This is a genomic window from Aeromonas sp. sif0611, assembly GCF_019218845.1.
Taxonomy (GTDB): Bacteria; Pseudomonadota; Gammaproteobacteria; order Enterobacterales; family Aeromonadaceae; genus Aeromonas; species Aeromonas media.
Window position 1 is genome coordinate 391082 of record NZ_JAHUWU010000002.1, and the last position, 17516, is coordinate 408597.

Genomic DNA, 17516 nt, shown 5'->3' on the forward strand with positions numbered 1-17516 from the left:
ATCCCATGAAAAACATCGACGTCCAACAACTCATTACCCAATTCCCGCTGGTTCGCTCCCTGATCGCACTCGAACCCGTGACCTGGTTCAACCCCAAGGCCACCACGCTGGCGGTCGGTCTGCCCTATGTGGGCCTGGATGGCAACGATGTGGCGGATGCCTCCGCCCGCCTCGCCCGCTTCGCCCCCTACATGTGCGACGCCTTCCCCGAGACCCGCGTCAGCAAGGGCATTCTGGAGTCCGAGATAGCGGCCATCCCGGCCATGCAGGCAACGCTCAATGCGCGTTACGGCATCGAGGTAACCGGCAAGTTGCTGCTGAAAAAAGACAGCCACCTGCCCATCTCCGGCTCCATCAAGGCCCGTGGCGGCATCTACGAGGTGCTGACCCACGCCGAACGGCTGGCCATCAAGGCCGGGTTGCTCTGCGAAGAGGACGACTATCGCAAGCTGTTCACGGACGAGTTCCGCCAGTTCTTCGGCCAGTACAGCATTGCGGTGGGCTCGACCGGCAACCTCGGCATGTCTATCGGCATCATGAGCGCCAAGCTCGGCTTCACCGTCACCGTCCACATGTCTGCCGATGCGCGGGAGTGGAAGAAGCGCAAGTTGCGCGAACATGGCGTCATCGTGGTGGAATATGCCGAAGATTACGGGGTAGCGGTGGAGCAGGGTCGCAAGGAGGCCGAACGCGATCCCAACTGCTTCTTTATCGACGACGAGAACTCCCGCACCCTGTTCCTCGGCTACTCGGTGGCGGGCGAGCGGGTGAAGAAGCAGTTCGACGAGATGGGCATCAAGGTGGATGCCGAGCACCCGCTGTTCGTCTACCTGCCCTGCGGCGTCGGTGGCGGCCCGGGCGGCGTGGCCTTTGGCCTCAAACTCGCGTTCGGGGACAACGTCCACTGCTTCTTCGCAGAACCGACCCACTCCCCCTGCATGCTGCTCGGGGTCCATACCGGCTTGCACGATGCCATTGCGGTGCAGGATCTGGGGATCGACAACCTCACCGCCGCCGACGGTCTCGCGGTGGGGCGCGCCTCCGGTTTCGTCGGCCGCGCCATGGAGCGGCTGCTGTCGGGCTTCTACACCTTGAGCGATCAGGAGATGTATGACCTGCTGGGGCTGCTGGCGCGGGATGAGCAGATCAAGCTCGAGCCCTCCGCCCTGGCAGGCATGCCGGGCCCCTGGCGGGTCAGTGCCGATGGCGAGTGGCAGACATCGCACGGTCTGGATGCCCGACGCATGATGCAGGCCACCCACCTGGTCTGGGCCACCGGCGGTGGCATGGTGCCCGCCGAGGAGATGGAAAAATACCTCGCCACTGCCCACCTCTGATCTTTTTTTCAACTGAAAAACCCGCCACCCTGGCGGGTTTTTCTCTTCTGGGATCAGCAAGATGGCATGCTCTTTGCCCAAGCTTTGCCGTCCCCCTCACTCCTCCTCCTGCCGTCAATCCCCCCAAGTTGGTTATTTTGTGATACGATAGGGGCCGTTTTTTGACATCTGCGCCCCGTTGTCGCCTTGATCCTGCAAGATCACCACCTAGTCCGGTGGGTACAACGAGCGGCGGCGCAGCACCACAAGTGACCCGGTTGAGTCAATGCTGGCGGCCTGTGCCAGCGAGCGACACGACACCAGGGGCACCTTAGATAAGGAGATCGGGCTATGAAACAGTATCAAAGCTGGCTTGGACAATATCTGATGAGCCGTCGCGATGGCGATCACGCCATGGCGTCCGAGCTCGCCAACTCCATCTGCGAGTTCTGGCAGACGCAGGGCGATGAAGCCGAAAGCAGCAAGTGGCAGCAGCTCTATCAACAGCACGTGGAAAAGACCACCTGAACACAGGTGCACCCTCAGGCCAGCGGCCTGTCACCCATAAAAAAACCGGCGCTCAGGGCGCCGGTTTTGCATCTTTTTCATTAAGAGAACCGGATTACATCTGGTCGACCATGTCCTGGGCGAACTGGGAGCAGGAGCGCAGGGTGGCACCTTCCATCAGACGCTCGAAGTCATAAGTCACGGTCTTGTTGGCGATGGCTGCCTCCATGCCCTTGACGATGAGATCGGCCGCTTCGACCCAGCCCATATGGCGCAGCATCATCTCGGCGGAGAGGATCAGCGAACCCGGGTTGACCTTGTCCTGACCGGCGTACTTGGGCGCGGTGCCGTGGGTCGCCTCGAACAGGGCCACGCCGTCGCCGATGTTGGCGCCCGGGGCGATGCCGATACCACCGACCTGAGCGGCCAGGGCGTCGGAGATGTAGTCACCGTTCAAGTTCATGCAGGCGATGACGTCATACTCGGCCGGACGCAGCAGGATCTGCTGCAGGAAGGCATCGGCGATGACGTCCTTGACGACGATGGTCTTGCCGGTCTTCGGGTTCTTGAAGGAGCACCAGGGGCCGCCGTCAATGAGCTGGGCATCGTACTCTTTCTGGGCCAGGGCATAGCCCCAATCCTTGAAGGCACCTTCGGTGAACTTCATGATGTTGCCCTTGTGCACCAGGGTCACGGAGTCGCGATCGTTGTCGATGGCGTACTCGATGGCGGCACGGACCAGACGCTCGGTACCGGCCTTGGACATGGGCTTGATGCCGATGCCGCAGGACTCGGGGAAGCGGATCTTCTTCACGCCCATCTCGTTTTGCAGGAAGGCGATCACCTTCTTGGCTTCATCGCTGTCCGCCTTCCACTCGATGCCGGCGTAGATGTCTTCGGCGTTCTCGCGGAAGATCACCATGTCGGTCAGCTCGGGGTGCTTGACCGGGCTCGGGGTCCCTTCGTAGTAACGAACCGGACGCAGGCAGATGTAGAGATCCAGCTCCTGACGCAGGGCCACGTTGAGGGAGCGAATACCGCCACCGACCGGGGTGGTCAGCGGGCCCTTGATGGCCACGCAGTATTCACGAATGAAATCCAGGGTTTCGGCCGGCAGCCAGGCACCTTCGCCATAGACATGAGTCGATTTCTCGCCGGTATAAATCTCCATCCAGGCGATCTTGCGCTCGCCCTTGTAGGCTTTCTCGACCGCAGCGTTCACCACGTTCAGCATGGCCGGGGTCACGTCCACACCGATACCATCCCCTTCGATAAACGGAATGATGGGATTGTGGGGAACCTGCAGCTTGCCGCTGGCATCGACGGTGATTTTCTGACCCTGGGTCGGGATAACTACTTTGCTTTCCATCGGCATCTCCTAACTTCCGTTTGTTATCAATCTGATCGTTGATCGTTGCGCGCGGCCATCTTAGCCCATCCATTTGCATAATCAAATGGCGGGCGTGCATGTCCGACCATAGTCGAGTACTGGATCACAATGCCCACCCTCTCCCCGCCTGGGATGAGGATCCTGCCATTGCCATCGAGGCATGGCGCCCGCCTTTGTCATGGCGTCAGGCTCTCGCTCTGCCCCTGGGGCTGGCTCAGGGCGCGGTACTGGGAGGGGGTGAGCCCGGTCTTCTGCTTGAACACCCGGCAGAAATAGTTCACATCCATATAACCACAGCGGCTCGCCACCTCTTCGAGGCGGAAGCGGTATTTTTTCAGCATGAACTTGGCCCGATCGATGCGTACCCAGCTGATGTAGTCCGCCAGACGCATGTGCCCCTGCTCGCGAAACAGGTGGGAGAGGTGGCTCGCCGAGACGTTGAAGCGGTGGGCAATGGAATCACGGCTGATGGGGCGGTGAAAATTCTCCTGGATATAGATGCAGATGCCGTGAAACAGCTCAGCCCCTCGCGGCCGCTCGAAGGCGGACTCCGCCAGCAGTTGACGGGCGCTGGTGAGCAGCGCCTGCAACAGGTGGTTGTCGGTGGGGGAGCGGCCCGGGTCTTCCACCAGCACGTTGAGCGCCGCCAGTATGTGTTCGTTCACATGACCGGCCCGGGCCATGATGCTGTGCTTTTGCACGTCGAAGAAATCCGGGTCTTCCCGCCGTTTGCTCACCAGGCTGAAACCGAGCTGACGCTTGCCAAACAGCAGGCTCAGCACCGAGCAGTCGGTGGTCCAGAGCGGCTTGTTCCAGCCGTTGGGGGGGATGTAGAGCGCCTGCCCCGGCAGCACGCTGACCTCCTGGCAACCCGACTCCCTGTCCCAGATCTGGTTGAGGTATTCGCCGCTGAACACCAGCTCGAGGCGCGGGAAGTTGACCTGGTAGCTGAAGCCGGGCGGCACCCCCTGATCCTGGGCGAACCAGATCTGCTCGAAGGGAACCTGGTCGTGGAGAGCGCCGTCGAGCAGCTGGCTGAAGATGAGTGACATGATGATCCCGATCAAGAGAGAGGCAAGCGATTGCGGCGGCAAAGGCCGCCCATGTTATAGTCCGGGCCGGACCGTCAATTCCACCCTTTTCTTCAAACCACTTTCTTCACACCAAATGAGGCGTCCCTTATGAGCAGTCGAGATCTGCCCTCCTTTTTGTTGATGCAAAATCCGATTCAAGGTTACGACTGGGGCAGCCATGACGCCCTGACCACCCTGTTTGGCATCCCCAATCCAGCTGGCAAACCCCAGGCGGAACTCTGGATGGGGGCCCACCCCAACGGCTGCTCCGAGGTGGTGCTGGCGGGGGATGTGCAGAAACTCTCGACCCTGATAAACAGCGCCCCCGCCGCCGTGTTGGGGGACGCCACCCAGGCCCGCTTCGGCAGCCTGCCCTTCCTGTTCAAGGTGCTGTGCGCCGAAAAGGCCCTCTCCATCCAGGTGCACCCAAGCAAGGCGCAGGCTGAAGCCGGTTTTGCCAGGGAAGAGGCCGCCGGCATCGATATCAAGGCGAGCAATCGCAACTACAAGGACCCCAACCACAAGCCGGAGCTGGTGTTTGCCCTCACCCCCTATCAGGCGATGAACGGCTTTCGCGCCATTCCCGCCATCCTGGCGCTGTTCGAGCGGGTCAAGCTGGCGACCATCGCCGATCTGGTCGCGGCCCTTGCCGCCAATCAGAACGAAGCGGGCTTGCAGCACTTCTTCCACCAGTTGCTGATCCTGACCGGGCCACGCAAGGAAGAGGCCCTGGCGGGTCTGCTGGCCTATGCCGCCGCCCATCAGGACGAGGAGACCTTTGCCCTCGTCACCAGTCTGGCCGCCCAGTATCCGGGGGATGTGGGCCTCTTCTCGCCACTGCTGCTCAACGTGGTGACCCTGCAGCCCGGTCAGGCCATGTATCTGGATGCCTGCACCCCGCACGCCTATGTGCGCGGCACCGGGCTTGAGATCATGGCCAACTCCGACAACGTGCTGCGCGCCGGGCTGACCCCCAAGTACATAGACGTGGCCGAGCTGCTGGACTGCACCCGCTGCCTGCCCAAGCCGGACGACCAGATCCTGCTCAGCCCCCGCATGGAAGGCGCCGTGCAGCACTACGACGTCCCCGTACCGGACTTCACCTTCAGCGTCTACCCGGTCGGTGAGCATGCACTCACCACCGCCAGCGCCGAGATCCTGTTTGCCATCGATGGCACTGTCATCCTTCAGCAAGGTAAGCAGTCACTGCGCCTGGAGAAAGGGCAATCCGCCTTCATCCCCGCCGCCACCGGCAGCTACCAGCTGCTGGCCGAGGGCCGGGTCGCCCGTGCTGGCAACCGCTGCTAAGACATCATCAGCAACATCGTGAATAGACGAGGGCCATCTTCTGATGGCCCTCGCTTCGAAGGCTTCCCCATGCATGATCCCTTGACCCCATCAGTCCCGCTCACCGCCCAGCTTCCCAAGGTGCAGCCAATTCTTAGCCCGCGCAATGAACGCTGGGTGCGAACACGGTTCCTGCGCGGGGGTGGCCTGTGAGCCTGGATCTCGGCGGACTGATGCCGCTCTGGACGCTGTTCCAGCAACAACCCCTGGCACAGGGCATCGGCCTCGCCGCCATGCTGGTCGGGATCAGCGCCTTCCGGCAACGGGATGACGGGCGCTTTCGGTTGCGGCTCTGCCTCTATCAGGCGGCCATCGCCCTCCACTTCTTCCTGATGGGGGCCGGCACCGCGGCCCTCAGTGCAGGCCTCAGTTGCATTCGCACCACCGCCTCTGGGTACACCCGCAGCCCCTGGGTGATGCTGTTGTTCCTGCTTCTGGTCTGGGGGCTCGGCATTCCCGGGATCACCAGCGCGGTACAGTGGCTGCCCATCATAGGTACCACCATCGGCACCTGGGGACTGTTTCGGGCCCAGGGCATCACGCTGCGACTCAGCATGCTGGCGGGTGGCCTTTGCTGGACCAGCCACAACATCTTGATCGGCTCCATCGGCGGCAGCCTGATTGAGCTGAGCTTCCTGTTCGTCAACTGCCACACCATGTACCGCATGTGGCGACAACCGCAGTCGAGCCCTGCCTGATCCCTTGCCATCAGGTGTCGTTGGCCGCAGTCAAGGAATGAGGAAGGCCGATAGCGGCCTTGAAAAAAACCACCGCCCTGAGTCAGGGCGGTGGTTTTTCATTATCTGCTCAACCGATGGCCATCACGGCCGTCGGGGGCTAGTGTTCTGCCGCTTCCGGCTGGGGAGCTTCCGAGCGTTCCCGCTGCAGTTCATCGACCCTGGCTTGCCATTTGTCATGGGCCTGTTTTTGCCCTTGTGACTCGAATTCCTGGCGCATGGTGTCGATTTCTTGGTCAAGTTTTTCCATCAGGATGTCTCCTTGTATCTCGGGTTACACACTGGCTGACGGCGCTGTTGGCCAACCTGCTCTATTCGATTGGACACCAATTATTCCCCGATTGTCCAACTAAATAAACGATTTATTATGCAAAAGCCAATCTATAAAACAGCAAAAAGCCTCTTGTGAGACCATGTTCAACTCTCCAGAAAAGGCGCAACAAAACATGTATTTTACTTAATTATCAATCACTTGAATTGAAATCACTCGACCTTTCCGCCGCCCTTTTCGAGGACATCTGGTTATGCACATATTTTTTCACGCGCTCCGCCCAACCCCGCCTTGCCGATGCACAACCGCTCCCGGGCCTCACTTTTGCAGGATGGCTCACATTTCAGGACGCAGCCATGGCGCACAAATCTCCAATCCTCTCGCCTGACTTGGGGTCGGCATGTCGCTGCCACCTTCTGACAATATAGTCAAAAAAGAAATCAACCATTTGTTTTAAAACGAAATAAAAAATAATCCTCCATTCTGAAAAGACGACATCAAAATGCGAACGGGGTCACAGGATGAGGTGGGTGACACAAAAATCCAGTAAAGGGCACATATGTCCGATTTCGACCCGGGGGCAAGGGCGAAACAATAGGCGGGTCACTTGTTACTCATCACAACGGCTCCGAGAAGGAGCCAGGAGACACCTATGCTCACCTCCTTGATAGACGAAGGACTGATCTGCCTCGACATAGCGGCCAATGACAAACAGGGGCTCTTTGTGGAGCTGGCTGCCCGGCTCAAGGCCAGCGGCAAGATAGCCAATCAGGATCAATTCGTGCGCGACCTCTGGGCGCGAGAAAACCTCGACAACACAGGGTTTGAACAGGGGGTTGCCCTGCCCCACGCCAAGAGCGAGGCGGTGCTGCAGCCCGCCATCGTCATCGGCATCAGCCGCCAGGGCATCGACTACGGCGCCGAAGATGGCTTGCCCTCCAGGCTGTTCTTCATGATTGCCTCCCCGGCAGGGGGCGCCAACCACCATATCGAGGTGCTGGCCGAGCTCTCCACCAAGCTGCTGGAGCCCGGCTTCATTGCCGGAATGCAGGCGGCCACCAGCAAGGCAGAGGTGCTCAAGCTGCTGGCGGCGGCGCCTCCGGCCAGCCTCCGACCACAGACAAAAGTTCAACCCCAGCCGTCAGAGCCGGTCGATCGCAGCCTCAAGGGCCAGCTCAATACCCTCAAGCAGCACCTGCTGTTCGGCACCTCCCACATGATCCCCTTCATCGTCGCGGGGGGCGTCTTGCTGTCGCTCTCGGTGATGATGAGCGGCAAGGGTGCCGTACCCGAGGCCGGGGTACTCAAGGACATGGCCGACATGGGGATCGCGGGGCTGACCCTGTTTACCGCCGTGCTCGGTGGCTATATCGCCTACTCCATGGCGGACAAGCCTGGCTTGGCCCCCGGCATGATCGGCTCCTGGATTGCGGTGCAGCAGTTCCACACCGGTTTTCTCGGCGCCATCCTGGTGGGCTTCATCGCCGGCCTCATCGTCAATCAGCTCAAACGCATCAAGTTGCCGGACTCCATGAGTTCGCTCGGCTCCATCTTCATCTACCCGCTGATCGGTACCTTCCTGGTGTGCGGCATCGTCATGTGGGTCATCGGGGCGCCCATCGCCGCCATGATGGAAGGGATGAACCACTGGCTCTCCAGCATGGCGGGCTCCGGCAAGGTGATGCTGGGCGCCATCCTCGGCGGCATGACCGCCTTTGACATGGGCGGCCCCATCAACAAGGTCGCCACCCTGTTCGCCCAGACCCAGGTCAACACCCAGCCCTGGCTGATGGGGGGGGTCGGCATCGCCATCTGCGTGCCACCGCTGGGCATGGCGCTGGCCACCCTGCTCTCGCCCAAGCGCTACAAGAAGGAGGAGCGTGAAGCGGGCAAGGCGGCCGCCATCATGGGCATGATCGGTATCAGTGAGGGGGCCATTCCCTTTGCCGCCGCCGATCCGGTGCGCGTCATCCCGGCCATCGTCGCGGGCGGCATCGTCGGCAACGTCACCGGCTTCATGATGCACAGCATCAACCACGCCCCTTGGGGCGGCTGGATAGTACTGCCGGTGGTGGAAGGCAAGATGGGCTATATCCTCGGCACCATCCTCGGTGCCCTGACCACGGCCCTTATCGTCAACCTGCTGAAAAAACCGGTGACCGACGAGGAAGAGATCGCCACCCCGGATGGCGGCTATGAGGCCATCGAAGTAGAAGGGGAAGCAGACGTACTCGCTATCACCGCCTGCCCCTCCGGCGTCGCCCATACCTTCCTCGCCGCCAAGAGCCTGCAGAAGGCGGCCGCCAAGGCGGGGATCAAGCTGAAAGTGGAGACCCAGGGCGCCAACGGCATCATCAACCGCATCACGGCAAAGGACGTGGCCAACGCCCGCTGCGTCATCCTGGCCCATGACGTGGCCATCAAGCACCGGGATCGCTTCGCCAATATCGACATCATCGATGTCAAAACGAAGGATGCTATCCACAATCCAGATGGATTGCTGGCCCGCACCCTGGCAGGCAGCAGCAAGGTAGCCTGACGAGGCTGAATTAGCCGTGCTGAACATAAGGGGCCCCGAGGCCCCTTTTGCCGTGGCAGGAGAGGCGGTTGCGAGCTCACCGCCCCTGCACCACGCCTTGCCATCCCCATAAGCAATCCGGCGCCAATGGTGGGCGCCGGATAGGTCGTGGTGACTGCCCAGCCAGGCTGGCTTGTCTGGTCTGTGCGCCGCAGGATCAGGGGGTCGGCTTGACCAGGGTATCGAGTCCGCTCACCACCAGGGTGCCTCTGCCTCGGGTCATCTTGTGGAAGTTGGTGCCTTGCTGGGATGGGTTGTCTGTCCTGGCCAGCAGGGTGGCCCCGTTGTTGTAGTTCTGGATCTCGGTGGCGGTGAGCGGCCGATCCGACAGGATCAGCAGCAGAACACGGAACGTCTTCTGCGAAGTGGCCGCGCTCGGCACCCTGGGTTTCTGGTCGGCCGGGATCAGGGCAGAGGCATCGAGACTGGCGGGATCCGTCATCTCGGAGGCGTCCATCAACCCCATCAGGTAGAGCTCGATGTCGGCGTAATTCGCGCTCACATCGTTCAACTGCCCCTTGATCCCAAGCTCGTTTCCCCAGTGGCCAGGATAGCTGGTCGGCACCACCCAGTTTGCCCAGCGATGGGTCATCTCATGCAGGATGGGCCCGTAGGTGGAGGTCGACAGATACTGCTTCTTGTACAAGAAGGAAATGCCCTGCAGCTTGCCGTCCGAGTGAAACACCGCCGTGTTATCAAACATAGAGAGCCCGATACCAGCGACGTCGTTCTTGATGTGGGTGAACTCGCCGGTGGGCATACCCAGGGGCTTTGCCTCGTTGTTCATCAGCACGGTGATAAAGTCGAACTGATCCTGAAACTGGCCATAGACCAGCCCGGTCAGATCTTTCAGCGCCGCCTGCCCCTCGGGGGAGTTGATGGAGGTCGCATTCCAGAATGCGAACGCCTCCGGGCTCAGTTGCAACGAGGCTATCTGGTTTTGCCGCGGTTCGATGACGATGGGGGCCTCAGGGGCCATCGGCATCACGGTGAGCTGCGCCGACGTGCTGGTGACACCGCCCAGATTGGCGGTAATGAGCGCCATCCCCTCGTTCAGACCGATCGCCTCCCCCCGGCTGCCAGAGGCATTGCTGATGGGCGCGACGGCAGACGCATCGGAGGACCAGAGGGTGGCCTCGTCGTCCGTCACATCCTGGTTGCTGCCATCGGAGAGGGTGGCCATGGCCTGATACTGCACCTTGTCCCCCACCATCACGGAGGCATCCGGTGGCGTCACGTCCAGGCTGGTCACCACGGCGGATGATACCGTCACCGGGGCCGAGTCGGTGAAGGCTGCACCGTCGAGCGTGCCGCTCGCCATGATGGTGGCAGTTCCCACTGCCAGGCCGGTCACTAGCCCCTTGCTCCCCGCCTGGTTGCTGACGCTCGCAATCCCGGGTTGGTTGCTTTGCCACTGAATGAGGGGGTTGTCGGTGACATCGAAGGAGGTCCCATCGGTGAGATAGGCCGTGGCGGCAACCTGTGTTTGCAAACCAACCGCAATGTCACCCCCCATCAATTGCACCTCGATCCCGATGACGGCGGCCGAGCTCACCCTGAGCGACTCGGTCGCCTCGAGAGAAACTCCGTTCACCATGCCGCTCACTCCTATGGTGACACTCCCCGGTGTCAGCCCGGTGACCAGCCCGGTCTCGCTGATGCTCGCCACCGCCGGATCGCTGCTGCTCCAGGTCAAGGCGTCATGTCCGGTCACCTCGATGGGGTCACTGCCATCGGACAGGGCGGCAAATGCGTGCACCTGCGCGCTCAATCCCATGGGTAACGGATCCTCCGGCGTATGGATATCCAGCCCGGTGATCACGGCATCCGTCACCGCCAGCGGGACAGAAGCCTGGAAGGACGCGTCGTTGAGGGTGCCACTGGCCTCAATGCTGGGCTCCCCGACTGCTACCCCGGTGGCGACGCCCTTCTTGCCGGCGTCGTTGCTGACCAGGGCGCTGCCCTCGTCACTGCTGCGCCACTGCAGGCCTGCTGCGTTGGTCACGTCTCGCGACTGGCCGTCGGAGAAGGTGGCGATGGCCACGAAGGTCTGACTCAATCCCACCGGTACTCTGGCCATGGTCGGGGTCAGTTGCAGCTCGGTCACATAGGCATCGATCACCTCCACCCTGGCGGTGGCGCTGTGAGATTCACCATTGACGGTGCCCGTCGTGGTAATGGTGGCCGTGCCCGGGCCAACCCCGGTGGCGAGGCCTTGCTCATCCACGGTGACCACGGCGGTGTCGCTGCTGGTCCAGACGATGTCGGGATGACGGGTCACGTCCTGCACCGCACCATCATCCCAGGTCGCCTGCGCCTGGAACTGCTGCTCGACGCCGACGGGAACCCTGGCCTCCTTGGGACTTATCTGCAGCGAGGCGAGGGAGGGACCCTCCCCCGTTGAACCCTCATCGTCATCGCCGCCACACCCCAACAGCGCCAGGGCTGCCAATCCTGCTATCAAAAACTTGCCCAATGCCATTACCCATTTCTCCCTAAACCATTCCCTTGTCCGACTCGCCCAGAGTGAGCCGGGGCCGCCTGTCGCTGCGGCTGTTTGAACCTGGCGGGGAGTAGAGCAACGGGGCATTTTGCCGTCCACCGAAAGCCACGGCGAAGACAGGCTGGGTTAAGAAAACCGCGATGAAACCAGGCAATCCGCCCCTGGTCCATCGCCGCCCCCGGTGCACGCCAATGAATGAGGCCCTTTCGGGCCCCTGTCATTGCCAATCAGGACTCATGGCGCCGGGCGCAGGCTGAGTGTCATACCAAGGCTCATGCGATCCCCTCGGCCGAGCAGGCGCAAGCCGGGGTGACCGGCCAGGTGGTGGGCATTGGCTGCGTGACTCTGGGGTTCCAGACAGACGAAGCCACTGACCTCATCGGACGTGTGAATAAGTGACATCTGCCATCCCATGAGAACACAGGGCCAGACAGAGATGGCGACATCAGCCATCCGTTTCTACGAATCCAGGAGCCTGCTCAGCAAGGTGAACGATATCGAGGCACGGGAGGCTCGACAGCGTCAGAACAAGCTACTGTTGCAGGCCCTGATCCCGCAGGAGGAGCCCAACCCCGACGAGAGACCGTGTGAGGAGAACGCCGCCCGGGTATTGGCCAGCAGGGGCATACTGTCGCCAAGGCAGCCGCCCGGCACGATCGGCTTGGCGCGCTGCGCCCTCTGCGGTCCCGCCAGCCCCCTGCCCCTTGTCACAAAGAGGATTGCACTTGCCATCGATAAGGTACCCCGGTGCAGACACCGTCCACGCCCCTCGCAACCTAGGGCCCTTGTCTCGGGGAATTTATTGATCTTGAACAGGATTTAGCCAGTATGGCGTTTTGCAAAATCATGTCATTGGTTAACATGTTTACCTCATCGCCAGCCATGGCGAGGGAATGTCCATGGGGGGCGCCACGGCTCGAAGAGTGCCGCAGGGTCACCATATGTTCGGTATCAATGGCTCGATTTATTGGCACTAGATAGCTGAGGTAGACGATGTACGGATTGGCACTGTTGTTACATATACTGGCGGCCACCATCTGGACGGGGGGACACATAGTGCTGTCGGTGGTCGTACTGCCAAAGGTATTGAGAGAACGCTCACCCGCCAGGTTGCTGGAGTTTGAGTCGGTTTACGAAAAGATCGGCATGCCAGCGCTGATCATCCAGGTGATAACGGGCCTGTTTCTGGCCTATCGAATGCTGCCGGATGTCAGCCAGTGGCTGGACTTTTCCAATCCCATCGCTCACCCGATCCTGTTGAAACTGTCGCTGCTGACCTTGACGCTCTGCTTCGCCATGAGTGCACGGTTTAGAGTCATTCCCCATCTGTCCGAGAAAAACCTCACCACCATGGCCTGGCATATCATCCCGGTGACGATTATCTCCATCCTGTTTGTCATCACCGGCGTGTCGTTCAGAACCGGGTGGTTCTATTGATGCTTGGGAATGAGCAGGACTGAAATACCCGCTCCCCGGCATAGCATCCCGGCTTTAACTCCCCCAATACTGCCGGGTGGGCCGAATCGTTGAACCCGACGCCGTCCAAGCCGGTTAGGCCGTGACACAGCCCCTGAACGGGGAGTTGAGAGCCAAGTGGAAAAGATTATGATGGGCGCCCCCCCACCTCGAGAGCGACGCCAGTATGACAACCTTGAGCGAACCGTGCGAAATCCATCGTTGCGACCGCTGCGGTGAGCGCACCCGCCATATCGTGGTGCTGGTCCCTCGCGACCACAGCCAGGACGTGATGCCCAAAGACGAGTCCAAGGTCTTCTGGCAAGCCTTTCGCGCCAGCCTGCTCACCAACACCGTATTTGGAGACAAGCTCGCCTACCTGGACCCTAATGTGCGACATCTTATCTGCGAACGCTGCGGGGAGAAGTTTCTGGAGTATTGAGTGGCGGTAGTACCCGGCAAGAGATGGAGCTCTGCCTGCTGTCGCCGTACCAAACGGACAGATAGCAGCCACTTAATGAGCAATTAATTGATCTTTGGCAGGTTTTTGCCCGACTGCGGTTTTACCCTGCCCCTCTCTCGATTAGTATGCTCCACTTGGCAACCACTCTTGCAGAGATCACCCTGTGCAGCCGTTTCGCCATCCACCACATCGCCGGATAACCGCAGCAGGCTGGAGGCTGTAATCCACGGGCGGTAGCGTAGTGTTTGTAAAGTGCAACAAAGTACAATACACGAGCTGATTTCATTTATTCCTGTGCAAATATGTAACCAAAAATTTTAAACTGAGGCTTTCTGCATGGAATTGATATATCTTTTTATTGATAACTACAAAGTAATAAAAAACAAAGAAATATCTCTATCTAGTCAATTCAATGTTAAAAATAAAAATCTCTCATTCTTTGTATCTAAAAGCTCAATACCGGATAACTTCTTTTCTGAAAACATAGATATTGTGTCTTTTTTTGGAACTAATGGTTCAGGGAAAAGCACTACTATTGAATTCATTCTTAGTCTATATGAAGACAGCCTTCCTGAAAGCGCTTCGTTCATTGCCATTTTTGAAGAATTCGGAGAGATTTTTTATATTTCAGAGGGGCTTGGGAATGTCAAAGTTTTCAGTGAAAACGCTGAACCAGTAAGAATATTCAAGAGCGATCTTGAAGTAGAGAATTTCTCTGCAGTTTATTTTTCGCATGCACTAGAACCGTTAGCAGTCAAACCAACATTTACTAATATAAATATAATTAACTGCTCTAATACGCACTTGCTTAGTCGAGCATACTTACAAAAACATAAAGATGTTAAATCTCAGTTTGAACTATTTAAGAATGTAAACTTGAGTTTTCTTAAAGTACATGACGTACCTATGCTTGGTAGTGTTAACTTAACATCTGAACTATCAAAAAGATTAGAGGGGGTAATAGCCACAGTTCAAAGCATCTCGCATATTTTCAAAGAAGATTACAACATCAGATTTCGTATCACGAATGATTTGCCATTTATTTATGACACCCCGGAGAATTATTACCAGACTAAAAATGATGATTTTATATCACTACTGGTAAATTTCATAAAATATAACTTCCCAAATAAAAATAATTCTTTGCAGAAAAATCCAATTAGTGCATTGATATATGTCAGTCTACTCGACTCCACTTTAAAAAAAGTGGCTTCAATTATATTGAAGGAATTAAACTCTAAGAGTTCAAACAAGGACTTATACTCCTTAAAATACAGGGATGATATTGTTTCAATTCTTACGCAACTAGCTAAAAGCTTAAATAATGATGTATGGTATGAACAAATCAACCTGCATTTATCAAACTTGTTGATACCAGGTATACCAAAGAGGCTAGAAAAAGAAATTTCATTCTTTATAGATAAGCGTTATGACGCATACTCTTTTGATCATTTTGTCAGGCAATGGAATATTCCGTTTCATGGTAATAATGATCGTTTTACATTTGGTGTTAGTAGTTACAATGAATTCATTGGAATTACTGAGTTAATATCTAATCTAAGAAGTGCTTTATCTGGTATTGATATAAAATGGAATGGCATCAGCTCAGGACAGTATTCAGCACTGACCATGTACTCTAGGCTATATGAATTTATACCAAAAAACGCACAAAATATTAATGTATTTATTGATGAAGGAGAGGTTTTTTTACACCCTGAATTACAGCGACACTATGTTAGCAACCTAATAGAGTTTATCGAAAAAATAAAACAACACAAATCAAAAACAAAACTAATTGTAACGTCTCATTCACCCCTAATATTAAGTGATCTACCCAAAGAGTCCACAAATTTCTTTGGATATGACATTGATGCAGAGAAGAGTTTTTTTGGTGCAAACCTGTACGCCCTCTACAGCGAAGGATTTACTGTAAATAAAACGGTAGGCGAATTTTCCTATCGAAAGATAAAAGCCATATCAAGTAGCATCAAGAACAAAAAATCAGACCCGCTCTTGTCAAAAATGATTGATATAATAGGTGATGATTTCCTCAGAAAAGTCTTGAAGGAGTCATAAAAATGATCAACATAAGCTCCTCGTTAAACGAGAACATCATAAGATGGTTCTCTGAAGGTTTTTACCAACGTTTTAAGTTTCGATTAATTCGCTCTCCGCAACCAATATCCCTAGTTTATCAAATAGAAAAACGATTCTATAAGTCGCTGCTTCTTAATAAAGAGCTATGTATTTCATACATCTCGATGAATCCTATGGAGATGGAACAATTTTATCACTCAAAAATTTATAATAAACATCGTTTATTCTTCCTTATGTGTCTCCCTGATAAGGTAAGGAAAATGAAACCTTTCATTTTTGACTTAATAAAGGAGACGAGATTTCTACCTAGAGAAATGAGGTACAGCTCTATAGATGCTATATCTAATGAGATTAGAGAAAGAGCCTCAAAGCTTTTTGACTATGAACGTTTTAGTTACATACCTACAAATCGACAATATGATCCAAATACATGGAATGCCTATGCATTCCTAAACAAAATCAAACCGAATGTATGCCCATACTGCAACATAAACCTGACAACCATCATTATTGATGAAATTGATCCAGTGACAAGCCTAGCTGTTGTAAGACCAGCTTTAGATCATTACATTTGCAAATCAAAATATCCATTTTTCAGTGTAAACATTAGGAATTTGATTCCATCCTGCACTGCTTGTAACTCAAATTTAAAATCAGACCATGACTTTATAGAAGTAGAACATCTAAACCCATATAAAGATTCTATCTCAAGCTCACACAACTTTATCTTACAATTAAATAAAGATGGGGCATTCGAAGTTTTTTTAGATAAAATATATAGTGTTGATACAGAACTACAGGAAAACAGTTTCAATGTTGCTCTAACTGAAAAATCGAATGGGCTGGTTAAAAATATACATCGAGTTAATAACCATATAAACACATTTAAAACTATAGAACATTACAACAATACTAAAAAAGAATATATGAGATTTATTAACCAACTCCCAAGAACAAATAAAGCACTCATAGAAAACTATATGAGTATGATAGGAGGAATAACAAAAGAAAAGGCAGTTGAACAGTTTTTACAATTTAATTTAGATATAAATTCAGTTAAGGATGAAGCCTTCTCATTATTAAAGATTGACCTTTATAATCATTATCTTAGAGATGAGCTTGAGTAATTTTATCCAAAAAAAATGACCATATGTTTTTCAGAAAATTTATATCCTATCTGGCTATTACCGCGTCCATCGGCCTGCTCCCGGAATTTATCCGACACGACTTTCATATGGATTTGCTCTCGTGGCAGAAGGGCGCCGCCTCACTCTGAGGCGTGATCGGTGTCGCGGCGGCTATGGTGGGAATTGACTGACTAGTGCATCGCTATCAAACCAAACGACAGCAGCCAAAGGGCTCAGTTGATCAGAACAGGTAGGGGAATAGCGGAGCGTATTCGGACATTCGCGTTATTACCTCTATCTTTTCAGCCATCCCCTCTTTTGCCACCACACTCCCGGCCCAAACAAGCGGTGCAACTCATTTCTCCAGCTTGCTCTGCTCTCGCCTCCCCTGCATCCCCCCCCTCGCCTCCCGCCAGCGGGGCCATTTCTGTGCGTTGGCTCACATCCCGCCGCCGTTTTTCACCTCACAAATTTATAGAAAGAGCGCTTCCATTCGCTGAGTAAAAACTCACCGCACGGCCAAAGCGCTGAACCATCAACAAAAATAACCATTTGATTTTAATCACCAATAAAAATATTAGCGATTCAATCCGCCCCCATTTCAGCAGCCGTTCAGCTTTGCGATCGGGGTCACACTCGAGGTAATGCCGCA

The 17516-nt window shown here is 55.6% G+C and carries 14 protein-coding genes; 9 read left to right on the forward strand and 5 right to left on the reverse strand.

Translation table 11 applies throughout. The features are described 5' to 3' along the window. The first annotated feature begins 5 nt into the window (after positions 1-5). Positions 6-1337, forward strand: a complete 1332-nt coding sequence (locus KW824_RS06680; protein WP_043132494.1) for a D-serine ammonia-lyase — start codon at positions 6-8, stop codon at positions 1335-1337. A gap of 330 nt (positions 1338-1667) precedes the next feature. Further along, positions 1668-1844 (forward strand): hypothetical protein, encoded by a 177-nt coding sequence (locus tag KW824_RS06685; RefSeq protein ID WP_005328937.1) that lies wholly within the window; start codon positions 1668-1670, stop codon positions 1842-1844. Between the two features lie 94 nt (positions 1845-1938). Here KW824_RS06685 and icd read toward each other — a convergent pair whose 3' ends face one another. Beyond that, positions 1939-3192, reverse strand: coding sequence for an NADP-dependent isocitrate dehydrogenase (gene icd / locus KW824_RS06690; RefSeq protein WP_218409340.1), 1254 nt, complete (start codon positions 3190-3192; stop codon positions 1939-1941). A gap of 197 nt (positions 3193-3389) precedes the next feature. Then, positions 3390-4265 (reverse strand): AraC family transcriptional regulator, encoded by an 876-nt coding sequence (locus KW824_RS06695; protein WP_171268764.1) that lies wholly within the window; start codon positions 4263-4265, stop codon positions 3390-3392. A 129-nt stretch (positions 4266-4394) separates the two neighbouring features. Here KW824_RS06695 and manA point away from each other — a divergent pair, with 129 nt between their 5' ends. Both manA and KW824_RS06705 read left to right on the forward strand, forming a co-directional pair. Then, a complete protein-coding gene (manA, locus tag KW824_RS06700) occupies positions 4395-5594 on the forward strand; it encodes a mannose-6-phosphate isomerase, class I (protein WP_218409341.1) in 1200 nt (399 codons plus the stop codon). Positions 5595-5782: 188 nt separating this feature from the next. Next, positions 5783-6331: a YgjV family protein gene (locus KW824_RS06705; protein ID WP_005328921.1), complete on the forward strand. Its 549-nt coding sequence runs from the start codon at positions 5783-5785 to the stop codon at positions 6329-6331. 139 nt (positions 6332-6470) lie between these two features. Here the strand turns inward: KW824_RS06705 and KW824_RS06710 are convergent, their stop codons facing one another. Then, a complete protein-coding gene (locus KW824_RS06710; protein WP_005328920.1) occupies positions 6471-6620 on the reverse strand; it encodes a hypothetical protein in 150 nt (49 codons plus the stop codon). A 673-nt stretch (positions 6621-7293) separates the two neighbouring features. Here KW824_RS06710 and KW824_RS06715 point away from each other — a divergent pair. Then, a complete protein-coding gene (locus KW824_RS06715; protein ID WP_218409342.1) occupies positions 7294-9180 on the forward strand; it encodes a PTS fructose transporter subunit EIIC in 1887 nt (628 codons plus the stop codon). Between the two features lie 196 nt (positions 9181-9376). Here the strand turns inward: KW824_RS06715 and KW824_RS06720 are convergent, their stop codons facing one another. After that, a complete protein-coding gene (locus tag KW824_RS06720) occupies positions 9377-11701 on the reverse strand; it encodes an Ig-like domain-containing protein (protein WP_218409343.1) in 2325 nt (774 codons plus the stop codon). 255 nt (positions 11702-11956) lie between these two features. Further along, on the reverse strand, positions 11957-12124 hold the full coding sequence (locus KW824_RS06725; protein WP_218409344.1) for a hypothetical protein: 168 nt from the start codon (positions 12122-12124) through the stop codon (positions 11957-11959). A gap of 609 nt (positions 12125-12733) precedes the next feature. On the opposite strand from KW824_RS06725, the gene KW824_RS06730 reads away from it, so the two are divergent. The 4 genes from KW824_RS06730 (at position 12734) to KW824_RS06745 (ending at position 16864) form a co-directional block, all read left to right on the forward strand. Beyond that, the gene (locus tag KW824_RS06730) at positions 12734-13159 is read left to right on the forward strand and encodes a CopD family protein (RefSeq protein WP_249366241.1); all 426 of its coding nucleotides are present in this window, start codon (positions 12734-12736) and stop codon (positions 13157-13159) included. Positions 13160-13364: 205 nt separating this feature from the next. After that, positions 13365-13619, forward strand: a complete 255-nt coding sequence (locus tag KW824_RS06735; RefSeq protein ID WP_218409345.1) for a hypothetical protein — start codon at positions 13365-13367, stop codon at positions 13617-13619. A gap of 357 nt (positions 13620-13976) precedes the next feature. After that, entirely contained in the window at positions 13977-15716 is a 1740-nt protein-coding gene (locus tag KW824_RS06740) for an AAA family ATPase (protein ID WP_218409346.1), read from the forward strand. Positions 15717-15997: 281 nt separating this feature from the next. Further along, positions 15998-16864, forward strand: a complete 867-nt coding sequence (locus KW824_RS06745) for a hypothetical protein (protein WP_218409347.1) — start codon at positions 15998-16000, stop codon at positions 16862-16864. Positions 16865-17516 lie beyond the last annotated feature (652 nt).